The following is a 26,198-nucleotide window of genomic DNA, read 5'->3' on the forward strand; positions in this document are numbered from 1 at the left end:
TCTTCCTCCTTATTCCGCCCTGAGGGCCTCCACAGGCTGGAGCTTGGCGGCCTTGGCCGCGGGATAGATGCCGAAGATCACGCCCAGGGCCACCGACAGCGAGAAGGCGCTGAGGGTGATCCAGGCCGCCGGATAAATGGTCATCTGGAACAGCAGCTTTCCCGCCAGCAGGCTGCCGCCTGTGCCCAGCAGGATGCCGATGACGCCGCCGATGCCGCAGAGCATGGCCGCCTCAATCAAAAACTGGGTGACAATGGAGCTGCGCTGGGCGCCGATGGCCCGGCGGATACCGATCTCCCTCGTCCGCTCGGTGACGGTGACCAGCATGATATTCATGATGCCGATGCCGCCCACCAGCAGACTGATGGCGGCGATGCCGCCCAGTACCAGGGAGATCATGGCCATCTGCTCATTCATGGATTGCTGCCACTGGTTGTCGGAGTCCACCCAGAATCCGCCGGTGGACTCGTCCACCAGGCCCTTCAAAAAGCCCTGGATGCGGCTGGTGGCCTCCTGCACGGACTCGCCGTCCTTGGCCTTGACGATAAAACTCTCCATGGTCTCGCCCCCCATGACCCGGCGGGCGGTGTAGGGCAGGATAATGATGTTGTCGATAAAGCTGCCCTGGGCGTCGGCCCCGGTGAGACGGGGGGCATAGACGCCCACCACGTCAAAGCTCTGGCCGTTGAGCTGGAGCTTCTTTCCCACCGGGTCGGCGGAGCCGAAGAAGGTCTCCGCCGCCTGAGAACCCATGACGCACACCTGGTTATAGCGGCTTACGTCCAGCTCGGAAATGTCCCGGCCCTTCATGACGGTCAGATTGTTGCAGATGCTGTACTGGTCGCTGCCGTAGTAGATGTCCGGCCTCCGCTGGCCGGTCTGGGTCTCCCAGTCCCACTGGAAGTTGTCAGAGTTCTTGGTGCCGTAGACCACAGTGGCGTTGCAGCCAGCCTGGGGCGTCACGCCCACTACGTACTTCGTAAGGCTCTTGCAGTAGTCGTACAGGTCCGGGAAGTAGTCCTTGCCCGCGCTAACCCAGTTGCCGTTGGCGTCCTCCACGTACATATAGCTGTAAATCTGCACATTGATCTTGTTGCTGCCCATGGCGGAGTACTGCTCCATGGTCTTGGCCGTGTAGCCGTTCATGGTGGCCACGATGGTCATGACGGCGGCGATGCCGATGATGACGCCCAGCATAGTGAGTATGGACCGGCCCTTTTTGCCCACGATGGACTTCCAGGCCATCTTGACCGCTTGGCGGATATTCACAGCCAGTCCACCTCCTGTTCCCTGTCCTCCACAATCTTGCCGTCCTGGAGCCGCACGCAGCGGCGGGCGGTGGCGGCGATGCCGTTGTCGTGGGTGATGAGGATGATGGTACTGCCCTCCTTGTTCAGCTGCTGGAGGAACTGCAGCACCTCCTGGCCCGTGCGGGAATCCAGGGCGCCGGTGGGCTCGTCGGCCATGATGATGGGGGGATGGGTGGCGATGGCCCGGGCGATGGCCACCCGCTGCTGCTGGCCGCCGGACATCTCCGTGGGCCTGTGTTTCACGCGGCCGGAGAGCCCCACCCGCTCCAGGGCCTCCATGGCCAGGTCATAGCGGTCGTCGGCGTTGATGCCCTGATAGATCAGGGGCAGCTCCACGTTCTCCAGCACCGTCAGGCTCTGGATCAGGTTGTACTGCTGGAAGATGAAGCCGATCTCCTTGTTGCGGATCAGGCTCAGCTCCTTGTCCGTCAGCTCGCGGACGTCGGTGCCCTCCAGGTAGTAGTCCCCACGGGTGGGGATGTCCAGACAGCCCAGCACGTTCATCATGGTGGATTTACCGGAGCCGGACTGGCCCACAATGGCCACGAACTCCCCCGGGTCCACCGTCAGGGACACCCCGTCCAGGGCGCGGACCTCGCTCTCCAGGCCCTCGCCGTAGATCTTGTAGACGTCCCGCAATTCTACCAAATGTGCCATGCGATCACCAGCCGTACATGGACTGCATCTGAGTAAAGACCTCAGTGCCCTCTTCCACGCCGGAGCGGATCTCCACGTTGTAGTTGTCGGAGATGCCGATCTCCACCGGCACAGCCCAGTAGCCCTCGGGAATCTGTTCGTCCACCATGACGTTCTCCACGGCATTGTCCGGCTTGCTGCCGGAGACGTAGACCACCTGCAGCGTCTCCCCCTCCTCTGTGGACACAGTGCGCACGCACTGGAGGGGCAGGATCAGGCAGTTGTCGTTCTCGCTGGCGGTGAGGCTGTAATCCAGGTAGCTGTTGACCTGGATGGTGCCCTCGCTGTTGTCGGCGGAGATGGTGACGGGGTACGTGGCCACGCCGTTGTTGACGGTGGAGGACATACTGACCGTCTCCACTATGCCCATGGCGGGGTTGCCCCACTGGTTCAGATCCACCATCATGCCGGGCTTGATGTAGCTGATGTTCCGCTCGTCCACGTTGGCGGAGACGGTGATGGTGGAGGTGTCGGAGATGGTGACGATGGTGGTGTTGGCGGCGATCTCTGCTCCGGGCTGGACGGTGAGGCCGATGACCATGCCGTCGATGGGGGCCACAGCCTTGCAGTTGGCCAGGTTCTTCTCGGCGGTCTCCAGCTCCTCCCGGGCGGTCTCCAGGTTCTGCTGAATGGTGAAGAGCTCACTCTCGCTCTCCTCGCCGTCGATGACCACCAGCACCTGTCCGGCGGAGACCTGGAGGTAGTCCACCAGACCGCTGGAGATCACAGTGCCGCTGACGGTGGAGTTGAGGTCGCCGGTGCGGTAGTACTCCAGCTTCCCCGGCTCATAGGGGTAGACGGTCTCGCCGTTCACATTGACAGTGGCGGAGGCCGCCATCTCGGCGGTGAGGGCCCCCTCGTTGTCCAGGATAATCTCCGCAGAGAAGAGCTTGGAGCCCTCCGCGGTAATGCGGCTGACCATATGTACCGCCTCGATCCGGCCGGAGATGGTGCTCATCAATGCGGGGACGGACACGTCCACTGTCTGGCCGGCGTACAGCTCCCCGGCGTAGGCGTAGCTGTAATACTGAGTCAGGCGCAGGCGGGTGTCGTCCGCCAGCACCGCCACCTTCTGTCCCTTGGTGATGGTGTCGCCGGGGTTTAACGTTACGGTCTCCAGCAGCTTTCCGGGGTAGAGCGCGGAGAGATTCAGACCCGCAATGTCCTTCTCCGCCTGATTCAGCTGCTTCTGGTAGCCCTCCAGATTGCTGCGGGCCTTCTGCACGGCGGTCTCCGCCGCCGGGCTGTCGATGGTGAAGAGGGGCGTTCCGGCAGTAACCATATCGCCCTCCGCCACCAGCACGTCCAGCACGGTGCCCGCGGTGGTGAGAGTGATGGTCTCGCTGCTCTTGGCCTTCGCCAGGCCGCTGCCGTCCACAATGGAGGTGATGGAGCCGTACTGCACCACGTCGGTGATAATCTCGCTCTCCCCCTCCTTTTTGCCGCCGAGGACCTTGTACAGGATTCCTCCGATGACGGCCAGCACCAGCAGAAGGATCACCAAACGGACAATCTTCCGCCGCTTCTTCCGGGGCATGGATTTCCACTTTTCTTTCAGCGGCACCTTGGCGGGCGCGTTCTCCGCCGCCGGAACAGCCGCCGTCTCCGTCCCCTGGGCCTGGGACAGCTCCTCGCGCTCTTTCACTTCTGCCATGTTTTTCTCCTTTTCCTTGGTCCTGTAAACTGTATTATCAATGATAGTACAGTCAGTCCCATAATGCAATAACAAAATGGTTACAAATTTATACATCTATTAAGACGCAGAATTGGCAAAAAAGTTTCCGAAAAAAGGAGAATAGGAAAAATTTTTTCAAATTTTCAAAAAAAGCGGCGCCTGCGCCTGATTCCGGTGAAAAAGCCCGGAGATCCGATGGATCTCCGGGCTCTCGCACTGCGCATATTCCCGGGCGCTCGTCACCTGCTGCGCTTCAAAAATTCGCACACCAGACGGTACACCCGCTCTGTGGAGGCCACGCCCAGCTTTTCCCGGGGGGAGTGGATCTCCCGCAGCTCCGGCCCCAGGGACACGGCGTCCAGGCCGGGGAGCTTCTCGATGAACAATCCGCACTCCAGGCCGCCATGGGTGGCCTCGATGACGGCGTCTTTGCCGGTGAGGTCCCGGTAGACCTCCATCAGCCGACGGCGCAGGGCGGAATCCCGCTGGTACTGCCAGCCGGGGTAGCTGGAGCGGACGGAGGATGTGCCTCCCCCTGCGGCTACGATGGCCCGGACCCGTTGGATCACCATCTCCTTCTGGGAGGCGATACAGGACCGGACGGAGACGGTGAAATGCAGGCCGTCCGTCTTCATCCCTATGATCCCCAGGTTCAAAGAGGTCTGCACCAGGCCGGGGAAATCCACATTCATGGCCTGAACTCCCTGTGGAAGCATCAGCAGTGTGGCGAGGATCCGCCGGGTGTCCTCCGGGGACAGCGCTCCATCCATCAGGCCGGGGATGCAGGTGAGTGTGATGCCGTCGTCCACTCCGGCGTACTCGTTTTTCAAAACGCCGTCAAACTCCCGGATGAAGGTCTCAAAGGTCTCCCTCTCCTCCGCGGGAACGGAGACGCCGGCCGTGGCATTGGGGCAGATCACGTTATCAAACTTGCCGCCCCGGATACCGGACAGCCGCAGGCCCGGCACACGCTCCATGGCGCTGTACAGCACCCGGCCCATGAGGTGGTTGGCAGAGGCCCGGCCCTTGTGAATCTCACCGCCGGAGTGTCCGCCCAACAGCCCCTCCAGAATGACGGTGTATCCGGCCTCGCCGCTCTCCCCCGCCTTCAGGGCGCCGGGAAGTACGCAGTCAATCCTTGCCCCACCGGCGCAGGAGACGGTGAAGACCCCCTCCTCCTCCGAGTCCAGGTTCAGCAGCTGGCGGCCTTTGAGGTCGGAGCAGTCCAGGGCAAACGCTCCGTCCATACCGGTCTCCTCGTCTACGGTGAACACCGCCTCCAGGGGCGGGTGGGGCATGGTCTTGTCCGCCAGAATCGCCAGGGCCATGGCCACGGCAATGCAGTTGTCCCCGCCCAGGGACGTCTCTTTCGCCCAGACATATTCCCCGTCAGTGGCAAGATCCAGGCCCTCCCGGGCCATGTCCTTGGGACAGTCCTCCGTCTTGGCGCAGACCATGTCCATATGGCCCTGGAGGATCACAGTATCCGCGTCCTCGTAGCCGGGGGTGCCGTCCTTCCATATCACCACGTTATTGAGCTCATCCTGCCGCCACTTGAGGCCCAGCTCCTTGGCAAAGCCCACGCACAGGTCGCTGATGATCTTCGTGTTGCCGCTGCCGTGGGGCACGGCGCACAGCTTTTCAAAGTACTCAAATACCGCCTTGGGTTCCAGATTGGATAAAACCGCCATAAAAATCCTCCTGAAAGACAGAGCCTGCCGAAACGGTCCGGCAGGCTCTGCAGATTTTGCCGTCTTCCAGTATCATACCACTTTTCAACGGACTTTTGCACGCTTTTCCCGGGAAATTCAGACGCCCAGGTCGCCTTCCAGGCCCATATCGTCCTCCAGGCCGAACTCGTCGCCCTCGCCGGGGAGATCCTCCTCGCCGGGCTCCTCCTCCACCATGGGAACAAACTCAGAGAACCACGCGTCCTCCGGCAGGTCCGCCAGATAGGCGGGCAGATTGATAATGATGCCGTCCACGCCGTAGGGCAGCTGGATGGAGACTTCCTTAATATAGGGCTCGTCGCCCTTGTTCTCCGTGATCTCCAAAGTCATTTTGAAGCTCTGGCCGATCCAGGTGGCCATGCCGCGCTCCCGCTTGCCCAGCTTTGCGATCTGCTCGCCCTTGACGGTGACCACCACGCGCTCAAAGGCCCTGTACTCCTGGCCCTGATAATCCTCAATGGTCTTGTTGTCAAAGTAAAGGGTATGGCCGCGGCCAATGACCATCATCGTTGCGGCCACAGCGACGCAGACAGCCAGAGCGGCAAGGCGGATCAAAAGCGTTTTTCCTCTCATGTCTGGACGCCTCCCTCCCGCTGGGCCCGCGCCAGCAGCTCGCCGCCCTGGCTCCTGGCCCTGCGCTTCTTGATCTCATACATGATGAGGGCCAGCGTGATGACGCCGTAGGAGACGAACACACGGAAATACTCTCCGATCATGGCGTCGCCGGTGATGGCGACACCTGCCCTAGGCGCCACAATGAACATGGTGTGGAACAGGATAACGCCCAAAAAGACATTTCCGATGGAGGCTTTCTCCACGCTGGCGCCGCCAACCAGCAGTGCGGCAATGCAGAACATACCGATCTGGGAGTGGGCGGTGTAGGTGGGGAAGTTGCCGATGTTCTGCAGGTAGATGATCTGGCCGAAGCCGGCAAAGACCGTGGAGATGATGATGGAGATAATCCGGGTGCGGTCCACATTGATGCCGGCGGCCTGGGCCACCTCCATGTCCTGGCCCACGGCCCGCATATCCTGGCCCAGTTTCGTCCGGCGGAACCAGATGATGAACAGGCACAGCACGGCGATGATGACAAAGTTCAAAACTGGGATCTTCACGCCCTTGTAGAGGATGGCGAACTCATTGTCCAGGCACTGGCGCATATTGGCCAGGTTCACAGTGGTGCGGATGCCATAGCCTCTGGGCAGGCGGATGGAGGCGTGCATGATGGGGATGATGGAGCCCATAAAGTAGAGCACCAGCAGCTGGTAGAGGCCCGTGACGAAGTAGTTCATCATATAGCCCAGGATCATCTCACGGCCCTTGGCCATATTCATGAGCTTGCCGCACATGAGGCCCAGAAGGGCGGACAGGGGCACAGAGAGGATCATGGCCAGCACTACGCCGGGAATGCCCCAGATCTGCCAGTCGGTGACGAAGATCAGGGCCACCTGTCCCGCCATGGCGCCCAGGGTCATGCCAAAGTTCAGGCCCATGCCCGCCATGATGGGAATCAGCAGGCTGAGGATCAGGAAGATGTTCCGGCCCATGCGGGTGACGACCTCGTTGAGCAGATAGCTGGTAGAGAAGCCGGAGAGGGGGATGCAGACAGCGCAGATGATGATGAACATCAGGGGCACCAGGTTATTCTGCAGGAAGTCGAAACCGTTAAAATTCTTTTTTATCTTCATTTCGCTCCCTCCGTCTTTCTCGTCAGGGCATAGATCACCATGCCGTTGGAGACGATGATGCGGATGACCTCGCTCACGTCCGTATGGATCAGGGCAGTGATTACAGTGGGCGTCATTGTCACAAGCCCCTGGAAGAGGAGCGTACCGATGATGACGTTGGAGATGGACGCCTTATTCACCGACGCGCCGCCGATGAGCACGGCCGCCACCGCCGGCATGGTCATATTCTGAGGGGCCGTATAGAGCTGCACAAAGCCAAAGCCCTGCTGATAGACCAGAACGCCCACAGCGCCCAGCCAGGTGGACAGGACCACCGACAGAATCCGAATCCGGTCCACATTGATGCCGGAGGCCCTGGCGAACGTGGGGTTGGAGCCCACGGCGGTCATGGCCGTGCCGGTCTTGGTGTGGAGGAAAGCCCACACGCCCAGGGCAAGCAGCGCGAAGAACAGGATGGACCCGGTGGGGATCACCAGATTGATCCCTATAGGGTTCAGGTCGATCTCCAGGAACTTGGAGAGAACGCCTGCGTAGAAGCTGTCCAGGGCGAACATATTCCTGAGGCCCACGCCGGTGTACGCCATGACGATGGAGGGGTTCTTGTAGGGGATCAGCAGCCACATGATGCACATGAAGGACACGGAGGAGAACCCCACGTAGGTGGCCACCATCATCTCGCCGCCCTTGATCCTGTTCAGCAGCGCGCCGTAGCCGCCGCCGAAGAGGATGGCGAAGGGGGTGGACACCACAATGGCCATCAGGAAGCTCATGGGCCCGGTGAAGCCCATCTCAATGGCCAGCGTACCGCCCAAAAGGCCCGCCAGGACGCCCAGGGGCACGCCGAAGTTCAGTCCGCAGCCGGAGTGGATCATGGGCACCATGGCCAGCACCAGCACGGCGTTCCAGCTGAAACGGTTGATGACGTTGGTGATCTGGGTGGACAGGTCGGACCCGGTGATGGGGGCCATGATGAACAAAAAGAGGAGGAAGCCGGCGATAATCAGCCGGGGATAGCCCATCTTTTTGAGCCAGTATTGCAATCCAATCGCAGATGCAGGTTGATGCATATCGTTCCCTCCTCCTTATATGACCTTGCTGACCATCAGCAAGCCGAATTCCTCCGAGGACGCCGCTGCGGGCAGGATGCCCGCCACCTGTCCGCCGGAGATAATGGCGATGCGGTCGCAGGTCTGCCGCAGCTCCTCCAGCTCTGAGGAGATCATGACCACGGTGACGCCGCTCTCCCGGTTGAACTGCTTCAAAGCGTCCAGCACCAGGGCCTTGGCGCCCACGTCGATGCCCCGGGTGGGCTCGGACACGAAGAGGAACTTGGGCTCCAGGGCAAAGGCCTTGGCCAGGCACACCTTCTGCTGATTGCCGCCGGAGAGCTCTCTGGCGTTCTGTTTGGAGCTGGTGCACTTGATCTGCAGCTGGTCAATGTATTTCTGCGTTACGGCGTGGATGGCCCTCTCGTCCCGCCACTTGATAGCGCCGCCAAGCAGCTTTTTCAAGAACTTGTCCTGGATCTGCATGGCGGAAAAAGCCACGTTCCACTCCAGCGTCTCGTCCAGCAGCAGTCCCACCTCCCGGCGGTCCTCCGACACGAAGGCCAGGGAGGCGTCCAAACATTTTCGGGGGCTGTTCAGGGGGATGGCCTGTCCGTCAAACTCCACGGTGCCGCCGGCCTCATAGAGGCCCATGACGCCGTTGGGAATGCCCAGCTTGCCCTGCCCGGCAAGACCCCCGATGCCCAAGATCTCGCCCTCACGCACATCCAGGGAGACATCGCGCACCGTTTCGCCGGGCATATCCACCCAGAGATGCTTGATGGACATGATAGTCCTGGCGCCTTCAGCCGCCTGATCCTTCACCTCCGCGGGGGCGGAGCCGCTCTGCACATCCCGGCCCACCATCCAGCGGGTGATGTCATCCACGCTGGTCTCACTGGTGGGCACGTCCCGGACCACATGACCGTCCCGCATGACCACCACTTTGTCGCACACCGCCAGGATCTCATGGAGGCGATGTGTGATGAAGATCACGGAGATCCCCTGGGCGGACATGCCGCGGATGGAGTCCAGCAGGGCCTCCGCCTCCTTCTCCGTCAGCACGGCGGTGGGCTCGTCCAGAATCAGCAGCTTGAGCTGGTCCTTGCTCAGCTCACGGGCGATCTCCGTGAACTGCTTGTGTCCCACCGGCATACTGCTGATGACCATCTTGGCGTCAATCTCCACGCCCATCTTCTGGATAGCCGCCGCGGACCGGCGGTCCATCTCCTTGTAGTCCAGCGTGTTGAGCCGCTCGCCGAACACCTGGGAAATCACGTTGCGCTTCTGGGGCTCCCGGTTGAGCAGGATATTCTCAGTAGCCGTGAAGCCGGGAATGAGGGAAAACTCCTGGTGGACCATGCCGATGCCCGCTTTCAGCGCGTCAAAGGGGGTGTTGAACACCACCTTTTCGCCGTTGATGAGGATGTCGCCCTCATAGCCGCCGGTCTCCCGGATCACATCCATGCCGAAGAGGATCTTCATCAGCGTGGACTTGCCCGCGCCGTTCTCGCCGCACAGGCCCAGGACCTCCCCCTCGCCCAGTGTGAAATTGATGTCGGTGAGGACCTGGTTGCCGAAGAAGTCCTTTTTGATGCTGCGCATCTCCAGCAGAGGAGCAGTTGAATTACCTATTGAAATCACACCCCTTATCTGATATAAACCCTGTATTCACAACCGCAAACGCCGTCCGGGTCTTTTTCATCGCGGTTGCAGAGAACTCTCGTCCCTTTGCCATTTCCAGTTGTAAATACAGGTTGTAAGAAACAGGGGGAGGATGAACCTCCCCCCTGTTTCCATTGTCGATTCTCTACAAAAATCCAGTGCGCAGATTACTTCACGGTGAAGTACTTCTCAGGCACCTCAACATCGGTGGCGCCCATGAACCTGCCGGGATTGCCCATGATATAGGTGTCCTGATAGATGAGGAACACGTTGTCCTCCTTAACGCCGGTGTCGGCGTTGGTGTAGCCGGAGCCGTTCCAGGCGGCCTTGGGAGAGTACTCCTGCAGGGCGGCAGCCACGTCGTCCATGTTGGTGATCTCGCTCCTGCCCTCAATGACGTTGATGGCGTGCTGGGCAAGGCCTGCGGACAGGCAGTAACCATAGGAGTAAGCCCAGGTGCCGAAGCGGCCGTCGCCGCCGGCGTCCACAACGGCCTGCTCCACCTTGGCCAGAATGGCGTCAAAGTCGCCGGCCTCGGCAGTCAGGTCCAGATCGCCCAGAGCGTTGGGATAGCCCATCAGAGGAGAGGGCAGGTCGGCCTCGATGAAGTAGCCGCCCAGCTCCAGCAGCCGCTGCAGAAGGGGAGCGGTGTGGGCGTCGTTGGTGCAGAAGTAGGCGGAATTCTGGCCGTACTTCTGAATCCACTCGGGGGCCTTCTCCAGCACATAGGCCTGGGCGCCGGTGACGCCCACGTCGGTGGTGGGATCGGGAGCGGTCTCCGGGACAAACTGCATGTCGAACTCGTTGCAGGCCTCCTGCATGACGGCCACACGGCGGCTCATGGTCTCATAGGACATGTGCCGGGGGAAGGAGATGTGGACGAAGGTGTCGCAGCCCAGCTCGTGGGCGGTGCGGATAATCAGATAGCCGCGGGAGACGAAGTCATTGTTGCACACCAGGTCGGCAGAGGCGCCCACCACGGGCAGGTCCTCATGGGCCTCGCCGGCGATGCACAGGATGTCGGGACGGCGCTCCTTGATCTGGGTGAATGCCTCGGCGGTGCCGGGGACGGACTGGTTGACGATGATGGCCTTCATCAGAGGATCGTCGGACATGTTGACGATGGTCTGGATGGTGGTCTCCAGCTCCTCGGTGAAGTTGTCGGGGTAGGTGGCGAGCTTCACCTTGTCCTCGCCGTACTTGGCCTGAATGGCCTCCGCGCCGCGCAGGTCGTCCTCGGACTGGGACACGGTGCCGGTGATGATGCCGATGTGCCAGTCCTCGGCGGGAGCGGCGTCGCCCTCATTGGGCTGGCCGGCGCTGTCCGCGTCCTGGGCAGGCGTGTTGGCGGGGGTGTCGCTGCCGCCGCATCCGGCGAGGGCAAGGACCATCACCAGCGCCAGCAGGATGCTGAGAAACTTCTTCATTACAAACCTCCAAATTTTTTTGTGATCCCGGCGTATAGACCCTGCCTCATGGTTTGTTTACAAACCATGAAAAAGGCGTACGCCTTTTGAACCTTATTTAGTTTAACAAAAATTTCATATTTGTCAACCTCATTTTCCATATTTTCCGCAAATAATCCAACAATCTCCCCTCCCGCCCCCTCAAACGGGGTGTGAGCTGGAAAATCGAAAGCCTTCTTCCTCCCCCTTTGCGTTGATGGGCTACTTTCAAGTTCAGACTTCGTCAAAATGACAAAATCCGGCGGTCACTCGACGCGGATCACTGCCAGACAAACCGGAGGCTGTCATCCTTCCAGTATCCTTCTTCCTGCAATAATTATAAGCGGTAAATACATAAAAATCAGATTGAGCTGCTGCCACAATCCCTTAATTTCAATATATTCCATCTGCTGTTTCTCCAATCTGTGATTTGCCGTTCTGGCTATATCGCCGGCGCTTAAGGACCGCTTGAAAAATGGCAAAACGCCGTCTTGCCAAGAGACGGTTATCCGCGTATAATAGAAAACGCATATCTTTTTAGGAAACGGCGGTGGTACAGAAATGTCATTGAAGGAAAAGATTACAAATATTTTGTTCGGCTCAAAACCGGAGGCGGAACCGATCGACGAGGCAGGCACGGAGCGGGAAGCCGCCGCGGCGGAAACTGCCGCGGAGCCTGCAATGGGCGGCATCATTGACCCGGCCCGTCTGGAGCTTCCCCCGGAGCATCCCCTCCTCCGCCTGTATGATCTGCGCCGAAGAAAATCCGGCTTTCTGCCGGCTCCCCGCCTCTCCCTGGACGAGGACGGCGTCCTCCCCCAGGAGATGGTCCAGCGGGAGCTGGGGCGTCTACGCTCGTCCATGACCAGCGTGTGCAGTGCGCGGCTAAAGCAGATCAAGGACAGCGAGAAGCAGAACCGGTCCGGCAAAAAGAAGCCGGAGCAGGAACAGGAGCCGGATGCTCCTCTGACCCTGGATGCGCTGCCCTATTTCTTCCTCTCTGCGGATAAGCTCTACGCCTGGGTCATCGTATTTCCCCCCGTTGGAACGGGCCAGGAACTGAACCGCGAGCTGCTTCTGCGGACCATGCTGAGCCAGGATATCTCCTACGGCGTAGACGAGCGGCTGGTAGACCGGCTTTCCCATGATGAGGAGCGGTATTTTCACCTGTTCCTCATCGCCAGGGGAAAACCCGCCTTTGACGGGGAGAACGGCAACATTGTGGACTACTTCCCCCGGGTTATTGACCGGGTGCTGGAGGTGGACGAATACGGCCAGGTAGACTATACCAATTTGAACCTGATCCGCAACGTAAAGCTGGGGCAGGAGATCTGCCGCCTGATCCAGCCCACGGAGGGCGACCCCGGGCGAACCGTGCTGGATCAGGAGATTCCCGCCAAAAGCGGCAAGTCCGTGCCGCTTCCCAAAGGACGGAACACCGAGATCAGCGAGGACGGACTCACCCTCGTCGCCTCCATGGCGGGGCACGTGGAATTCACCGGCCGCAGTTTTCAGGTCAAGCCGGTGCTGGACATTGCGGGCAATGTGGACTTCGCCACAGGCGACATCAACTTTTTAGGCGACATCAATATAGAGGGCGACGTGCTCAGCGGCTTTACCATCCGCGCCATGGGAAACATCCATGTGGGCGGCGTTGTCGAGGCTGGCAGCACAGTGGAGGCCGGCGGCGACCTCGTCGTGGTCCGCGGCATTCTGGGCGACGGAACCACGGTGGTCCGGTCGCACCGCAGCGTTTTCTCCAAGTACATCGAAAACGCCACCATCTACGCCCGTGAGAACCTGCAGACCGACTGCATCATCAACGGCAGCATCTACTGCGACGGAGAGGTCCTGGTGCGCTCCGGCCGGGGATGTATCATGGGCGGCCGGATCTGGGCGGCCAAAATGGTGAACGTCCAAACCGTGGGCTCCCAGTCAGAGGTCAGGACCTCCATCGCCCTGGGCGGACTGCCCTGCACAAACTTCGAGCGGGAGATCATCCTAAAGGAGTTGAAGGAGCTGGAGATGGAACTGGAAAAGCTGGAGTGCCAGCTGGACAGCCCCACCAAATCCAGCATCCTCGCCAAGACCCGGATGAAGCTCTCGGTGGCCGAGCTCAAGCTCAAGCAGCTGGAGGAGGATCTGGCCAATATTAAACTGACGATGAAAGAGACGGAGAGCGGACGGCTGGAATGCTCCATTGCCTACCCTGGGACGGAGATCAGCTTCGGAGACGAAGTTCTCCGCCTGCGCCAGGAGGCCCGGCAGTGTGTCGTCAAGATGGTTTGCGGCGAGATCGTGGTCATGTAGCCGAAACACCACACAGACCGGAAAAGTGGAGGCGCCATATGAACGCCTTAGTGCCGCAGAAAGACCTGACGGAGATCCTCGACCGGATCATCCGGGAGATTACTCTCCTGGCGGCGGGTGTTCGGCTTTTCCCGGACACCGCGGAGCCGGAGAGCGAGAGCTATACGGTCTATATGGTTTTAGAAAAAGGGTTTCATGCGCCCCTTTCCCTGCGTACGGAGAACCCCCTGCTTATCCGCATGGCGCAATACATGATTCAGGCGGAGGACATCACGGGACAGGACCTGGAGGAAGTGGCTAAGGAGTACATCAACGTACTGTGCGGGCATGTCGCCTCCCGGCTGTTTCAGCTGACCAAAATCCCGGCCCGGTTCAACGTTCCGGCCTTTCAATTGGAGCGCTATGCGCCGGAGGGACACCGGGACCATATTGTCCTCAATTACTCAAAAACGAGCACGCGCAGCTGATCCACCACGTTCCCCTGGAGAACACGCCGGACAGCCGCACCTAAATTGACAGAAAAAGGAAGTGCAGTTATGAAAAAGAAAGTCTTGGTAGTAGATGATTCCCGAATGATGGAGCTGCAGATCTGCAAGCTTTTGGAGGGATCTGCCTTTGAGATGGCGGCGTACTGCGAAAACGGCGAGGACGCTATCGCCCGCTATGAGGAGATTCAGCCTGACATCGTCACCATGGACATCATCATGCCCGGCATTGACGGTTTGGAGACCGCGAAGATCATCCTGGAAGAACACCCTGACGCGCGGATCGTCATAATCTCCTCCCTGGCGTATGACGACACCATCAATGAGGCCCACGACATCGGGGCCAAGACGTTTCTCTATAAACCCCTCACCAAAGAAAACCTGATCCAGGCCCTGACCGAGGCCATGGCGTAACGCGCCTTGAACGGATCTCCGCCTTCGCATCCCCGCAGCCTTCCAGCGCCTGAGGAGCGGCCGTCATGCTTTGCATGACGGCCGCTCCTCCTTTGCTGCTCAGAATCCCCTGACGGAGATCCTCTGTCAGCCCATCATCAACTCACAGGCGATCTTCAGCTCTTTGACCGTCTTCGCCGTGTAGCGCACCACATCATCACCGATCAGCTCCACGCCGGGCAGCTGCCGGGCGGAGCGCACCGCCTGATGGGTGGGCAGGCACAGATCCAGCGCCATCGTCTCCGGCACCTGGGGAACCGGCGGCGCACCGGCTGCCAGCTGTCTGGCCACCGCCTCCTCAATGGCCTTCTCCGCCGTCTTGGGGTGAATATTCCAGGTGGAATTTCCCTTACAGCGCTTCACCGCCACTGTGGTTAGGCCGGGGATCTCCTCCTCCGCCAGACGGCACATGGCCTCGTCGCCGCTGAGGAACAGGGACGGAACGCCCAGGGACGCCGCGTACAGGGAGTTCATGGTAAACTCGGAGGCCAGCTTTCCATTGATCTTCGCCCACCGGATTTGCTGATACTCGCTGGTGTGGGCCAGCGGACTGCCGTCGCTGCCTGCAGGGGCATGGTAGCCGATGTAGATCACGCCGCTGAACGTGCCGTCCAGCCCCGCCATCATGGAGCCGGGGTGGCAGGCCCAGCCCCGCATCAGCTCAGCGCCCTCGGGCAGGTCCATATGCCGGATATTGCAGGCGCCGCCGTGCCCGTCCCGGACCACCGGCAGCGCGCCCGCCGCCAGCACCGCCCGGCAGGCCGCTGCCGTCTCCCGGGTCATCTGTTCGCAGGCCGCGTCGTAGCCTGCCTGACCCGCCTCGGTCTCCGACCAGAAGGTGACGTCGGTGATCCCCTCAATGTCAACGCTGATAAAATACCGTTTTTCCATTTCAGCCTCCCGTCAGTCCTTTTCGTATTTTTCCAAAAATTCCAGCAGGCCCATATACTTGTTCCCGCGGACGCCTACAGTGGTTTTTGCATGGTAGAGGGAGCTGATAATGGCCTCCTCCACCGCCTCCACTGTGGACTCAAACACCCAGTCGATGTTCTCGTCGTAGAACATCTTCATGTCCCAGACGTTCGTGCCGCTGTAATGGGGCTGGTTGTTGGCGGTGGTGAAGGCGACGGCGATGTCGCCGCTGCCGTTGCCGCAGTAGGAGCCCACCCGCCCCAGGGCGATCGCGGCCCGCTTGGCAAGCCGCTTGAGCTGCCGCTCGTTCAGCGGCGCGTCAGTGCCGATGATGATGATGACGGAGCCGCTGTCGCGGAACTCCCGGCCGCACTCCTCGTTGCACTTCCGGGTGTCGATGTGGCGGCCGCCGATCACCAGATTCCCGGCCGCGCCGAAGTTTGTCATGACCAGGGCGCCGGTGGTATAGAGCTTTCCGTCTGCCTCCAGCTGTCTGGAGGAGGAGCCGATGCCGCCCTTCAGGCCCAGGCACACCATGCCGGTGCCGCCGCCCACGGCCCCCTCCTCGAAGTCCTCCGCCGCGCGCTCTACGGCCTGGAGCACATGCTCCTCCGTGACATGGAGGCCCCGGATGTCGTTGAGCCGCCCGTCGTTGCACTCGGTAACCAGGCAGTTTACCGTGCCGGTCTTCACGCCGATGTCCGGATTTTGGGCCAGCATATACTTCACCATGGCGGTGAGGGCAGTGCCGGTGCTGAGGGTGTTGGTCAGGATGATGGGCGATTCGATGGTGCCCAGCTCCTCGATCTGCACCAGGCCGGCGCTCTTGCCGAAGCCGTTGATGATGGCCGTACCGGCCATGACCTTCTCCTGAAAGAGGTTTCTCTCATGGGGGAGGACCGCCGTAACGCCGGTGTTGACTTCCCCGTGCTGGATGGTAACCTGTCCGACCTTCACGCCGGGCACGTCGGTAATCAGATTCCGGGGCCCGCGCTTCCACCTGGAGTGGAGCTCCAGGCTGCCCTCAGGAATTCCCATAGTCTGTCCTCCTTGTTTTTCAGCGAAATTCGTATTGGCTGGAAATACCCAGCGGCAGGATCACCGCCGGGCAGATCCGTCTGATGTGATTTAATGCCGTTCCAGATTACTGCTGCGCCTTCTCCTTTTTCATCTTCGCGTCAAAGATAAAGTAGACCACTGCGCCCAGGGCGGGAACCACCAGACCAATGATGGAGGTGACGGGGTCCTCGATGAAGGTGTTAATCATGAGGCCCGCGAACAGAACCACGCTGATGACAACCGTGACGGGATAGCCCCACGCCTTATAAGGCCGCTCCAGGTTGGGGAACTTCTTGCGGTAGATGATGACCGCAATCACAACCAGGGTGTTGAACACCATGCCGGAGAACACCACCAGGGAGGTAAGCTGGTCCAGATTCCGCAGGAGAACCAGCACGATGCAGATGACGGCCTGCCAGATCAGGGCATTGGTGGGAACCTGGTACTTTTTGGAAAGCTTCGCCTGGCTCTTGAAGAAATGCCCCTCCACGGCCATCGCGTAGTAGTAACGGGCAAAGGCGATAATCATGCCGTTGGCGGAGCCCAGCATGGCAATCAGCATGGCCGCCAGAACCAATCCGCCGCCCAGTCCGCCAAAGATGCGGTTGGCCACCTCGGTACCCAGGTACAGGTTGCCCTCGCCGATCATAGAAACAATCTCCGCATGGGGAATGACGCGGTAAATGGCGAAGTTGAACAGGACGTAGAGGAGGGTGCAGGAGCCGATGCCGATAATCAGCGCGCCAGGGAGGTTCTTGCCGGGATTCTTGATCTCCTCGGCGACCGCGTTGGCGTTGGTCCAACCCTCATAGGCCCACAGGGTGGCGACTGTCGCAAAGGCAATCATGCCGATGATGCCGCCGATGCCGCCGTCGTAGCCGGCCGGAATCAGGCTCAGATCAGGGGTCTGACGGCCCATAATCAGCGCGCCGATGACAATGATGGCAATGGGGACCAGCTTGGCCACCAGAGACACATTCTGCAAAAGCGCCCCCAGCTTGATGCCAAAGCAGTTATAGGCCGTCAAGGCGATAATCAGGACAATGGCAATAATTTTGATGGTCATCTCAGAGAACCCGAAATACCCCTGCAGCGCAGTGGGCAGGGCGATGGCCACTGCGGAGATGGAGCCCGCGCCGCTGAGCAGCCAGCTGGTAAAGCCGAACATATAGCCCACCACCGGATGATACGCCTTGTCAAGATACACCACCATGCCGCCCGCCGCCGGGTCGCAGGCCCCCAGCTCGGCAAAGCACAGACCGCCCAGGATGGACACCACGCCGCCAACGATCCAGCACAGCAGGGCCAGACCCATGCTCATGTGGGTGCGCTCCAGAACGTAGGAGCCCAGATAGAAAATACCCGAGCCCACGACGATTCCGGCAATGATGCCAATGCCGCCAAAGAGGCCCATTTCACGTTTCAGGCCAACCTGCTGTTCATTTTTCTTTTCCATAGTTTTCTCCTCTCTCAAATCTGTCTTCGGTTGGATTCCTCCTGCGGCTTTTTAATTGCAAAAAACATGCCAATTTTGCAAAGCCGTTGAAACCCTGTTTTTCTCCGTTGTTTCCCTCTAGTTGCCGTTTTATCTGGGGGTTATTCACCAAATAATCTTATTTAATCTTGTTTTTATCCTATTATTATGCTACACTGTTCAGGAACCAGCAACGCTTTTCCTATATGAGGTGAACAGACGTGAAAAATGCCATCATCCTTTATCAGAACGATGAAAACCGGGAGGTCATCGACTTTCTGAAAAAAAGTTTTGAGGAGGTCTTCGACCAGTACATCACCTTCACAAACGTCTTTCTCAACCGCCTGGAGCCCCGGGCTGTGCTGGCGGCGGATGCCTACCTGGTCTGGGAGAACGGCATCCTCCAGGAGGTCAAGGATCTTGTGGACGACTTCTCCAAGGTCATCATGGTCACCCGAAGCCCAGCCCGGGAATCCCTCAACTTGATCTCCTCCATCCCCGCGGGCACCAGCGTTCTGCTGGTGAACGACTCCTATGAGACGGCCCTGGACACCGTGTATGCCTTTTATGAAATCGGCGTCAGCCATATTAACCTGATCCCCTACGACAGCGCCCTGACCCGCACCGGCATCTACGACCAGATCACCGTGGCGGTCACCCCCTCGGAGCCCCATCTGGTGCCGCCCCACATCAAGCAGATAATCGACATCGGCTACCGCAAGGTGGGCTTTGACACCATGTTCAAGCTCATGCAGCTGCTGGACCTGGATGTGGGCATCATCAACCGGAACCTCCAGCGGCACATTTGCTCAGTGGTGGAGTCCAACGAGGGCTTTCACTCCAACTACATCTACGGCTACCTGAAATCGGAAATGCTGAGCCGGGTGGTGGACGCCAGTGAAAACGGGATGCTCCTTACAGACAGCGCCTATCAGCCTGTATACGCCAACCGGCTGGCCCTGAAGATCTTTCAGGCTGACAACAAAAACCAGATCCACATCGCCGACCACATCCCGGCGGAGACGCTGGACGCCCAGGACCACTCCGAGGAACCGGTGATGATCGGCGGCGAGACCTACGGCTACGAGAAAAATCCCATCCGCCTCATGGACGATGTGGCAGGTTACTACTTCATCCTCCAGGACTACGCCAAAGCCAGGGCCCAGAGCCGGGGCGCCCGGCAGGCGGGCTTTACGGCAAAGTACACCTTCAAGGACATCCTCTGTCAATCCCCGGAGATGTCCCAGCTCATTGACACCGCCCGGCAGATCGCCGCCGCGGACGACACCGTGATGATCTACGGCGAGAGCGGCACCGGCAAGGAGCTGCTGGCCCAGTCCATTCACAACGCCTCCCCCCGCCGCAAGGCGCCCTTCATCGCCATCAACTGCGCCGCCCTGCCAGACTCCCTGCTGGAGAGCGAGCTCTTCGGCTATGAGCCGGGCTCCTTCACCGGAGCCAGCAGCCGGGGGCGGAAGGGCCTTTTTGAGCTGTCCATGCACGGCACCGTCCTGCTGGACGAGATCGGAGAGATCTCCCCCAAATTCCAGGCCAGCTTCCTCCGGGCCCTGCAGGAGCGGCAGATCATCCGGGTAGGCGGCAAGGAGCTGATCGACATTGATGTGCGCTTTATCACCGCCACCAACCGGGACCTCCGGCAGCAGGTCCAAAACGGCGCCTTCCGCAGCGACCTGTTCTTTCGGCTCAACGTATTCCCCCTGTCCATCCCACCTCTGCGCCGCCGGAAAGCGGACATTGAGGCCCTGCTGAAAAACTTCCTCCAGGAGGACTACCGCTCCGTCACCCCGGGGGAGTTCGCCCTGCTGGACCGCTACGCCTGGCCGGGGAACGTCCGGGAGCTGGAAAACGCCTGCACCTTCTATCGCACTATGCACAAATTCCCGGACTATCTGTTCAACGACGCAAAAACCGCTCCTCCGCGAGCAGAGGACAGCCATATAGAGGTCCTGCGGCTCATTGGGGAGAACACCCGGCTCTCCCACGGCATCGGCCGGACAAACCTGATCTATCAGCTGCGAAACCGCAATCGCCACATCAGCGACCATCAGCTCCGCCTGATCCTGGAGGAGCTGCGCCAGCAGGGGCTGATTACCATACGTCCGGGCCGCTGCGGCGCCCAGATTACCGAGCGGGGCAGCACGCTTTTGCAGGGCTCATGACATGCCGCGAAATCAAGCAAAATAGGTTATTAAATAGGATAAAATAAGATTATCTGCCCGGTATCCGCCCGGAAATTCCCGGAGAATACAGGGCGGGCCGCCCTCCGCCTTTGGCACAATTCTTGCATTATTGTATTGGATAACGCAGATAACACCGCGATAACGAGACGGGAGGAAAACATATTATGTACGACCTGGTGATCCAAAATATCCGGGTGATCGACGGCTCCTCCGCCCCCTGGTTCCGGGGCTGGGTGGGCGTGAAGGACGGCGTCATCGCCGCCGTGGGGACCGGCAGGGCTCCCCGGGACGCCCGGGAGACGGTGGACGGAGAGGACCGGTATCTAACCCCCGGCTTCATCGACATCCACTCCCACAGCGACGTCAGCCTGCCGGCCTGCCCCACGGCGGAGAGCCGGATTCTCCAGGGCATCACCACGGAGATCGGCGGGGACTGCGGCATCTCTGCCGCCCCGGTGAGCCGGGACCCGGAGCGGAAAAAGCAGCTGCGGGACTATGTGGGAGACCTGGAGTACAGCTGGGAGAGCGTCGGGGATTATCTGGATCTGCTGGAAGCCAGCGGGACCAGTGCCAACTTCGGCACCGCCGTGGGCCACGGCACCATCCGCGTGGCGGCCATGGGCTTTGACGCCCGCAAAGCGGAGCCGGCGGAGATGGAGGCCATGAAGGCCATGCTCCGGCAGTCGCTAAAGGAGGGCGCCTTCTGCCTCTCCAGCGGACTGATCTACCCCCCGGGGTGCTACGCCGGCACAGACGAGCTGGTGGAACTGTGCCGGGAGCTGACGCCCTACGGCGCGTTTTACGAGACCCATATGCGGGACGAGGGCGAGAGCGTAGTGGAGGCCGTGAAGGAGGCCCTGGAAATCTGTGAGCGCTCCGGTGCGCCGCTGCAGATCGCGCACCACAAGGTCGTGCGCAAGAGCGTCTGGCAGGTCCATTGCAAAACCACCATCGCCCTGATCGACCAGGCCCGGCGCCGGGGACTGGACGTGAAGGTGGACCAGTATCCATACAGCGCCTCCGCCACCTCTCTGGACAGCAATGCCCCCCTCTGGGCCTTTGAGGGCGGCGTGGAGCGTCTGCTCTCCCGTCTCCAGGACCCGGAGACCCGGGCCCGTATCAACGCCGAGGCCAACGCCAGCCACGAAGGCCGCTGGGGGGACATCTTCATCCCCTATGTGGCCACAGAGAAAAACCGGTGGACCGTGGGCAAGTCCATCCAGGAGATCGCCGAAATCCGGGGCGTGGACCCCGCCGACGCCTGCTTTGACCTCATTGTAGAGGAGCGGTGCCGGGTGGGCGAGGTCAACTACGGGATGTGCGAGGAGGACATCGAGTACATCATGTCTCAGCCCTACACCATGATCGGCTCCGACGGCGAGGCCGCCTCCCTGGACCACAGCGGCCAGCCCCACCCCAGGTGGTACGGCACCTTCCCCCGTGTGATCGCAAAGTACTGCCGGGAGCGGAAGCTGTTCCCCCTGGAGACCGCCATTTTCAAGATGACGGGCCTGCCCGCCTGCCGCCTGGGCCTTCAAAACAGGGGCCTGATCCGGGAGGGGATGCAGGCGGATCTGGTGCTCTTCGACTTTGATGAGATCCAGGATACCCCTACCTATGAAAATCCCAAGCAGCCCTGCAGGGGCATCCGCCGCGTCTACGTCAACGGTGCGCTGACAGCCCTGGACGGTGTCCACACCGGAGCCAGAAACGGCCATATACTGAGGAAAGGAAGGAACGCATGATGAACGCCAAGGAACGCATTTTAGAGAAGATCAAAACCTTCCCCGGCCAGTCCGGCATCTACTACCAGAATCTGGAGACCGGCGAGACCTGGGGATATGGGGACAAGGACCCCTATCTTGCGGCCAGTATTGTGAAGCTGCCGCTGATGGCCGCCATCCTCCTGTGGAGATCCCGGGGAGAGACCAGCTTTGACGACAAGGTGACCATCCGGGAGGACCAGAAGATTCCCGGCTGCGGCGCGGTGCAGTTTCTCAACGGCGACGTGACGCTGACCGTAGGCGAGCTGTGCAGACTGATGATCGTCATCAGCGACAGCTGCGCCACCAACGCCCTTTTCCGCCACTATGGAGCCGCGGCCATCCGGAAGGCGTTTTTGGAGCTGGGACTTGCCGGCACCCAGTTCAACCGGGAGTACTGGGACGAGGAGCGGGAAAAGCAGGGGATCAACAACTACTTCGTGCCCGAGGAGATGGGCCGGCTGCTGCGAAGAATGTATGACCGCACCCTGGTGAACGCGGAGTCCTCGGAGTGGCTGGAGAACATTCTCCGCCAGCAGCAGATCAACCACAAGCTGGGCGGAAAGCTGCCCATGGACTTTCCCATGGCCCACAAGACCGGCGACGAGGAGGACAAGGCCCACGACGTGGGCATCGTCTTCACCAAGTCCCCCTTCATCGCCTGCTTTGCCTATGTGGGCCCCGATATGCAGGACTATGAGGATTTCATCCGCCGCGCCGCCCGGATGCTAGCGGACGAAAACGGCGGCGTGGAGATGTAGGAACCACTCCCGCGCCATCATCTTCATCCTCCGGGCGTTCCCATGAGGGGAACGCCCGGTTTTTTTGTCTTCATGCCGGCCGGCGGCATAATCCGGACGGGCCTCTCATAGGATACAGCATCACAACCGAGAGGTGGAAGACATGACAACTCAAATCCGGAACGAGGTGCTGCTGGAGGGCGTCGCCCTGGAGACGCCCTCCCTGTCCCACGAAAACCACAGCACCCGCTTTTACCGCTTTCCGCTCCAGGTGCCCCGGCTGTCCGGTCAGGTGGACGTCCTGCCCGTTCTGCTGCCGGAGCCGCAGCTGGCCCAGGTGAAAGAGGGCGCGGACATCCGCATCCAGGGACAGCTGCGCTCTTTCAACAACCGCAGCGGCGTAGGCAGCCGCCTGGTGCTGACGGTATACGCCCAGCGCCTCTCCCCCGGCCTGGATGAGCCCTGCAACCAGATCCTTCTCTCCGGAACACTGTGCAAACCGCCGGTGTTTCGCCGCACACCCTTGGGCCGCAGCATCTGCGACCTCATGCTGGCCGTCCCCCGGAAATACGGCCGGGCGGACTACCTGCCGGTAATCGCCTGGGGCCAACTGGCGGTGCGGGCCGGGCGGCTCCAGGTGGGCGACTTCCTGGCCCTGGAGGGCCGGGTTCAGAGCCGTACATACCACAAGGTCACGGACCTAGGCACCGAGGAACGGGTGGCCTACGAGGTGTCTATGATGCACCTGCTGGAGAATGCGCCGGCTGAGGAGCCGGAACTGTGAAAAAAATGGCGCCCGAGGATCTGTCTCCGGGCGCCGTCTCTCTATTTTGTGGGAAAGCCGAAGGTATTCCGCATGGCGAATAGGAACCGCAGGAAGCCCTCGGGATACGGGATGAAGCTGCCGTCCGCCGCCATAGCCTCGGCCTCCGCCTCCGTCACATAGCGGACCTCCGCCACCTCCTCCTTCTGCAATACCAGAGAGGAGAGGTTCAGGTCCTTTTGGATGATAAAAAAATCGTCAAATCCGCCGTCAAAGTTCACCGTCACCGACTGGCGCAGGTTCCCCAGGTCCAGCGGGTATCCCAGCTCCTCCAAAAACTCCCGCTCTGCCGCCTGACGGCTGGTCTCCCCGGCGTCCACGCCGCCGCCCACGGACACGTCCCACCGGCCCGGCCAAACTCTTTTCTCCTCCGTCCTGCGCTGGATCAGCAGCCGTCCCCGGCTGTCAAAGGCGCAGACATGGACCACCAGACGGTACTCCCCCGGCCCCTTGGGAGCGTGGCGTTCCGCCGTGCGGCCCAGGGGGATGCGGTTTTCATCATACAGATCTACCAGTTCCATAATACCTTCCTCTCACTGTCTGAAAGCGGTCTTGTAGTCGCCTCCGGGGCGGTAGAAGGGACAGGCGGTGCCGACCCCCTTCAAAAACCGCTCCATCTCATCCTCGTCCAGGTCCATGGTGCAGACGAAGGCCTCCAGCTCCTGGTCATAGTCATAACAGACACAGTCCTCACAGATGTTGGACATACGGCATCCCTCCTACATCAGATCATGATAGCATAAATGCCGTCCGCATCCAAGTGTTTTTTCATCACCAGCTCCTCCAGTGCCTCCCGGGCCTCCGGCGGGGCCGCCCAGCACATGCCGCACCCGGCGGTGACAGCCCGGGGCGCCGGGATCAGCCGCCCGGGAAGCCCCTCCTCCCTGCATGCCCCCTCCATGGCCATGGCCCCGGCAGTGGTGCGGAAAGTCACCACACACCGCTCCGCCCGCTCCCTCACAGCCGCGCCTCCGCCGCCAGAACGCGGACGGCCTCCGCCGCGGCATCCGTCTCCTCCGCCGTATTGGCCCAGCCCCAGGAGAAGCGGACGGCTCCCCGCTCCGCGGTCCCCAGCGCCCGGTGAAACCGGGGGGCACAGTGGGCCCCAGGACGGGTGGCAATGCCGAACCGCTCCGCCAGCTCGTCGGAGACCTCCGAGGAATCCAGGTCGCCGATATTCAGCGTGACGATGGGGGCCCGTTCTTCGGCAGAGAAATCTCCGTACACCGTCACGCCGGGGAGACCGCGGACGGTCTCGTAAAACCGCCGGGCCAGGCCGCACTCATGGAGTCGGACCGCATCCCGGCCCGCCTGTTCCAGATACTCCAGGGCGGCCCCCAGCCCGGCGATCCCGTGGCTGTTGAGGGTCCCCGCCTCCAAGCGGGTGGGCCACTCCTCCGGCTGGCTCTCCAGAAAGCTCTGGACGCCAGTGCCCCCCGTCAGGCAGGGACGGACATCCACTCCCTCCCTGACGCACAGTCCCCCGGTTCCCTGGGGGCCCAGCAGGCTCTTGTGGCCAGTGAAGCACACCACGTCGGCGCCCTGCGCCTCCATGTCAATGGGAAACGTCCCCGCCGTCTGGGAGGCGTCCAGGATGAACAGCAGCCCGTGCTCCCGAGCAAACGCCCCGATACGGTCCAGATCCGTCATGTCCCCCGTCAGGTTGGAGGCATGGGTGCAGACCACCGCCTTCGTGTTGGTTCGCAGAAGCCCCTCCAGCCTGTCGTATTCCAGGCGCCCCCGCAGATCCGCCGGCAGAAAATCCAGACCCATCCCCCGCTCCCGCAGGCGGTACAGGGGACGGAGGACGGAGTTGTGCTCCCAGTCCGTGGAGATCACGTGGTCCTCCGGCCTCAGCAGCCCGCCGATGGCGATATTCAGCGCGGCGGTGGAGTTGGGCGTAAAGGCCGTATGGTCCGCCCGGGAACAGCCGAACCACTCCGCCAGCTTCTGCCGCACGCCGAACACCATACGGGCGGCGGAGAGAGCGTCCTCATGGACGCCCCGGCCGCTGTTGCCGTAAGACTGCATAGCCGCCGTCACCGCCTCCGCCACGCCGGGGGGCTTGGGGCGGGTGGTGGCGGCGTTGTCTAAATAGATCACGGCTTAATCACCCTGGCCGCCCCCGCCAGTTTCTCTACAATGGCATACATATTGGTGGCGGAGCCCACCGCCAATCTTTCCGTCAGGCCGTAGAAGTTCAGGCAGGTGCCGCAGGTGAGGATCTCCACCCCCTGGGACTCCAAATTTTTCAGGTCCTCCAGAGACTCGGAGCCCTCCACCGTCAGCTTCGCGCCGCCGTTGTAGAAGAGCATGGTCTCCGGCAGACGGGGCAGCTGGGTGACGGCGAAGAGAAAGCCCTTCATCAGCGTCCTGCCCAAGTCCTCGCTGCCCCGGCCCATAACGTCGGTGTCCACCGCCACCAGCAGCCCCCCGCCTGCCGGGACGCAGACCAGCTCCGGCTCCTCCAGCGGGGCCTCGCCCACCGGGGCGGCCACCTCCATGGAGACCACGTATTCCCGCTCCCCCGTCTTCTCCCAGCAGGCCGTCAGGTTGTGACCCGCGGCCATCCGCGTCAGGTTCTGTACGGCAATCTCGTTGTCCACATGGACCTCCAGCGTTCCGGGCTGACGCATCTCCCTCAATGCCCTGGCGGCCTTCACCACCGGAATGGGGCACTGCTCTCCCACTGCGTTTACCACAACTGCGCGCATAACCGTCTC

The 26,198-nt window shown here is 61.0% G+C and carries 25 protein-coding genes; 7 read left to right on the forward strand and 18 right to left on the reverse strand.

Going from position 1 to position 26,198, the window contains the following annotated elements:
- Positions 1–9: 9 nt before the first annotated feature.
- The 10 genes from C816_RS18125 to C816_RS23960 form a co-directional block, all read right to left on the reverse strand.
- Entirely contained in the window at positions 10–1,269 is a 1,260-nt protein-coding gene (locus C816_RS18125) for an ABC transporter permease (RefSeq protein ID WP_016323862.1), read from the reverse strand.
- A complete protein-coding gene (locus C816_RS18130) occupies positions 1,266–1,967 on the reverse strand; it encodes an ABC transporter ATP-binding protein (RefSeq protein WP_016323863.1) in 702 nt (233 codons plus the stop codon). The genes C816_RS18125 and C816_RS18130 overlap by 4 nt, the downstream gene beginning before the upstream one ends.
- Before the next feature lie 4 nt (positions 1,968–1,971).
- Complete coding sequence (locus C816_RS18135) at positions 1,972–3,660, reverse strand: HlyD family efflux transporter periplasmic adaptor subunit (protein WP_016323864.1); 1,689 nt, start codon at positions 3,658–3,660, stop codon at positions 1,972–1,974.
- A 260-nt stretch (positions 3,661–3,920) separates the two neighbouring features.
- Positions 3,921–5,372, reverse strand: a complete 1,452-nt coding sequence (locus C816_RS18140; protein ID WP_016323865.1) for an aminoacyl-histidine dipeptidase — start codon at positions 5,370–5,372, stop codon at positions 3,921–3,923.
- A gap of 117 nt (positions 5,373–5,489) precedes the next feature.
- Entirely contained in the window at positions 5,490–5,984 is a 495-nt protein-coding gene (locus tag C816_RS18145; protein ID WP_016323866.1) for a DUF6672 family protein, read from the reverse strand.
- Positions 5,981–7,099, reverse strand: coding sequence for an ABC transporter permease (locus C816_RS18150; RefSeq protein WP_016323867.1), 1,119 nt, complete (start codon positions 7,097–7,099; stop codon positions 5,981–5,983). The genes C816_RS18145 and C816_RS18150 overlap by 4 nt, the downstream gene beginning before the upstream one ends.
- The gene (locus C816_RS18155; protein WP_016323868.1) at positions 7,096–8,166 is read right to left on the reverse strand and encodes an ABC transporter permease subunit; all 1,071 of its coding nucleotides are present in this window, start codon (positions 8,164–8,166) and stop codon (positions 7,096–7,098) included. Before C816_RS18155 ends, C816_RS18150 begins: the two co-directional genes overlap by 4 nt.
- Before the next feature lie 15 nt (positions 8,167–8,181).
- A complete protein-coding gene (locus tag C816_RS18160) occupies positions 8,182–9,789 on the reverse strand; it encodes a sugar ABC transporter ATP-binding protein (protein ID WP_371254406.1) in 1,608 nt (535 codons plus the stop codon).
- A 188-nt stretch (positions 9,790–9,977) separates the two neighbouring features.
- Positions 9,978–11,237: a DUF3798 domain-containing protein gene (locus C816_RS18165; protein ID WP_016323870.1), complete on the reverse strand. Its 1,260-nt coding sequence runs from the start codon at positions 11,235–11,237 to the stop codon at positions 9,978–9,980.
- Positions 11,237–11,503, reverse strand: a complete 267-nt coding sequence (locus tag C816_RS23960; protein WP_155979090.1) for a hypothetical protein — start codon at positions 11,501–11,503, stop codon at positions 11,237–11,239. Before C816_RS23960 ends, C816_RS18165 begins: the two co-directional genes overlap by 1 nt.
- Before the next feature lie 313 nt (positions 11,504–11,816).
- Between C816_RS23960 and C816_RS18170 the strand changes: the two genes are divergently transcribed.
- The 3 genes from C816_RS18170 (at position 11,817) to C816_RS18180 (ending at position 14,464) form a co-directional block, all read left to right on the forward strand.
- Complete coding sequence (locus C816_RS18170; RefSeq protein ID WP_016323871.1) at positions 11,817–13,565, forward strand: DUF342 domain-containing protein; 1,749 nt, start codon at positions 11,817–11,819, stop codon at positions 13,563–13,565.
- A gap of 38 nt (positions 13,566–13,603) precedes the next feature.
- Positions 13,604–14,032 (forward strand): hypothetical protein, encoded by a 429-nt coding sequence (locus C816_RS18175; RefSeq protein ID WP_016323872.1) that lies wholly within the window; start codon positions 13,604–13,606, stop codon positions 14,030–14,032.
- A gap of 69 nt (positions 14,033–14,101) precedes the next feature.
- The gene (locus tag C816_RS18180) at positions 14,102–14,464 is read left to right on the forward strand and encodes a response regulator (protein WP_016323873.1); all 363 of its coding nucleotides are present in this window, start codon (positions 14,102–14,104) and stop codon (positions 14,462–14,464) included.
- 126 nt (positions 14,465–14,590) lie between these two features.
- On the opposite strand, the gene C816_RS18185 is transcribed toward C816_RS18180, so the two are convergent.
- The 3 genes from C816_RS18185 to C816_RS18195 form a co-directional block, all read right to left on the reverse strand.
- Positions 14,591–15,394 carry a M55 family metallopeptidase gene (locus tag C816_RS18185; protein ID WP_016323874.1) on the reverse strand — a complete coding sequence of 268 codons (804 nt, stop codon included), beginning with the start codon at positions 15,392–15,394 and terminating at the stop codon, positions 14,591–14,593.
- Between the two features lie 12 nt (positions 15,395–15,406).
- Positions 15,407–16,453 carry a DmpA family aminopeptidase gene (locus tag C816_RS18190; protein ID WP_016323875.1) on the reverse strand — a complete coding sequence of 349 codons (1,047 nt, stop codon included), beginning with the start codon at positions 16,451–16,453 and terminating at the stop codon, positions 15,407–15,409.
- 106 nt (positions 16,454–16,559) lie between these two features.
- Entirely contained in the window at positions 16,560–17,930 is a 1,371-nt protein-coding gene (locus C816_RS18195; protein WP_016323876.1) for an APC family permease, read from the reverse strand.
- 239 nt (positions 17,931–18,169) lie between these two features.
- Between C816_RS18195 and C816_RS18200 the strand changes: the two genes are divergently transcribed.
- The 4 genes from C816_RS18200 (at position 18,170) to C816_RS18215 (ending at position 23,436) form a co-directional block, all read left to right on the forward strand.
- Positions 18,170–20,128, forward strand: coding sequence for a sigma-54 interaction domain-containing protein (locus tag C816_RS18200; RefSeq protein ID WP_016323877.1), 1,959 nt, complete (start codon positions 18,170–18,172; stop codon positions 20,126–20,128).
- 185 nt (positions 20,129–20,313) lie between these two features.
- Positions 20,314–21,894 carry an N-acyl-D-amino-acid deacylase family protein gene (locus tag C816_RS18205; RefSeq protein ID WP_016323878.1) on the forward strand — a complete coding sequence of 527 codons (1,581 nt, stop codon included), beginning with the start codon at positions 20,314–20,316 and terminating at the stop codon, positions 21,892–21,894.
- Positions 21,891–22,673 (forward strand): serine hydrolase, encoded by a 783-nt coding sequence (locus tag C816_RS22070; protein WP_051147117.1) that lies wholly within the window; start codon positions 21,891–21,893, stop codon positions 22,671–22,673. Before C816_RS18205 ends, C816_RS22070 begins: the two co-directional genes overlap by 4 nt.
- Positions 22,674–22,815: 142 nt before the next feature.
- Complete coding sequence (locus C816_RS18215; RefSeq protein ID WP_016323880.1) at positions 22,816–23,436, forward strand: single-stranded DNA-binding protein; 621 nt, start codon at positions 22,816–22,818, stop codon at positions 23,434–23,436.
- A gap of 41 nt (positions 23,437–23,477) precedes the next feature.
- On the opposite strand, the gene C816_RS18220 is transcribed toward C816_RS18215, so the two are convergent.
- From C816_RS18220 to yedF, 5 genes are read right to left on the reverse strand one after another with little or no spacing between them, the layout of a single operon-like run.
- Positions 23,478–23,996, reverse strand: coding sequence for an NUDIX hydrolase (locus C816_RS18220; protein WP_016323881.1), 519 nt, complete (start codon positions 23,994–23,996; stop codon positions 23,478–23,480).
- Positions 23,997–24,008: 12 nt separating this feature from the next.
- Positions 24,009–24,182: a DUF6472 family protein gene (locus tag C816_RS24355; RefSeq protein ID WP_016323882.1), complete on the reverse strand. Its 174-nt coding sequence runs from the start codon at positions 24,180–24,182 to the stop codon at positions 24,009–24,011.
- Positions 24,183–24,199: 17 nt separating this feature from the next.
- Positions 24,200–24,436 carry a putative Se/S carrier protein gene (locus C816_RS18225; RefSeq protein ID WP_016323883.1) on the reverse strand — a complete coding sequence of 79 codons (237 nt, stop codon included), beginning with the start codon at positions 24,434–24,436 and terminating at the stop codon, positions 24,200–24,202.
- Positions 24,433–25,578 carry an aminotransferase class V-fold PLP-dependent enzyme gene (locus C816_RS18230; RefSeq protein WP_016323884.1) on the reverse strand — a complete coding sequence of 382 codons (1,146 nt, stop codon included), beginning with the start codon at positions 25,576–25,578 and terminating at the stop codon, positions 24,433–24,435. The genes C816_RS18225 and C816_RS18230 overlap by 4 nt, the downstream gene beginning before the upstream one ends.
- Positions 25,575–26,189, reverse strand: coding sequence for a sulfurtransferase-like selenium metabolism protein YedF (gene yedF, locus C816_RS18235; RefSeq protein ID WP_016323885.1), 615 nt, complete (start codon positions 26,187–26,189; stop codon positions 25,575–25,577). Before yedF ends, C816_RS18230 begins: the two co-directional genes overlap by 4 nt.
- Positions 26,190–26,198: the final 9 nt, after the last annotated feature.

This window comes from Oscillibacter sp. 1-3 (assembly GCF_000403435.2).
Classification (GTDB): Bacteria; Bacillota; Clostridia; order Oscillospirales; family Oscillospiraceae; genus Oscillibacter.

Coding starts and splice junctions, on each gene's coding strand:
- C816_RS18130 (WP_016323863.1), bottom strand. CDS start 1,967: ATGGCACATTTGGTAGAATTGCGGGACGTCTACAAGATCTACGGCGAG.
- C816_RS18170 (WP_016323871.1), top strand. CDS start 11,817: ATGTCATTGAAGGAAAAGATTACAAATATTTTGTTCGGCTCAAAACCG.
- C816_RS18165 (WP_016323870.1), bottom strand. CDS start 11,237: ATGAAGAAGTTTCTCAGCATCCTGCTGGCGCTGGTGATGGTCCTTGCC.
- C816_RS18195 (WP_016323876.1), bottom strand. CDS start 17,930: ATGGAAAAGAAAAATGAACAGCAGGTTGGCCTGAAACGTGAAATGGGC.
- C816_RS22070 (WP_051147117.1), top strand. CDS start 21,891: ATGATGAACGCCAAGGAACGCATTTTAGAGAAGATCAAAACCTTCCCC.
- C816_RS18185 (WP_016323874.1), bottom strand. CDS start 15,394: ATGGAAAAACGGTATTTTATCAGCGTTGACATTGAGGGGATCACCGAC.
- C816_RS18205 (WP_016323878.1), top strand. CDS start 20,314: ATGTACGACCTGGTGATCCAAAATATCCGGGTGATCGACGGCTCCTCC.
- C816_RS18155 (WP_016323868.1), bottom strand. CDS start 8,166: ATGCATCAACCTGCATCTGCGATTGGATTGCAATACTGGCTCAAAAAG.
- C816_RS18180 (WP_016323873.1), top strand. CDS start 14,102: ATGAAAAAGAAAGTCTTGGTAGTAGATGATTCCCGAATGATGGAGCTG.
- C816_RS18220 (WP_016323881.1), bottom strand. CDS start 23,996: ATGGAACTGGTAGATCTGTATGATGAAAACCGCATCCCCCTGGGCCGC.
- C816_RS18145 (WP_016323866.1), bottom strand. CDS start 5,984: ATGAGAGGAAAAACGCTTTTGATCCGCCTTGCCGCTCTGGCTGTCTGC.
- C816_RS18190 (WP_016323875.1), bottom strand. CDS start 16,453: ATGGGAATTCCTGAGGGCAGCCTGGAGCTCCACTCCAGGTGGAAGCGC.
- C816_RS18215 (WP_016323880.1), top strand. CDS start 22,816: ATGACAACTCAAATCCGGAACGAGGTGCTGCTGGAGGGCGTCGCCCTG.
- C816_RS24355 (WP_016323882.1), bottom strand. CDS start 24,182: ATGTCCAACATCTGTGAGGACTGTGTCTGTTATGACTATGACCAGGAG.
- yedF (WP_016323885.1), bottom strand. CDS start 26,189: ATGCGCGCAGTTGTGGTAAACGCAGTGGGAGAGCAGTGCCCCATTCCG.
- C816_RS18140 (WP_016323865.1), bottom strand. CDS start 5,372: ATGGCGGTTTTATCCAATCTGGAACCCAAGGCGGTATTTGAGTACTTT.
- C816_RS18135 (WP_016323864.1), bottom strand. CDS start 3,660: ATGGCAGAAGTGAAAGAGCGCGAGGAGCTGTCCCAGGCCCAGGGGACG.
- C816_RS18150 (WP_016323867.1), bottom strand. CDS start 7,099: ATGAAGATAAAAAAGAATTTTAACGGTTTCGACTTCCTGCAGAATAAC.
- C816_RS18175 (WP_016323872.1), top strand. CDS start 13,604: ATGAACGCCTTAGTGCCGCAGAAAGACCTGACGGAGATCCTCGACCGG.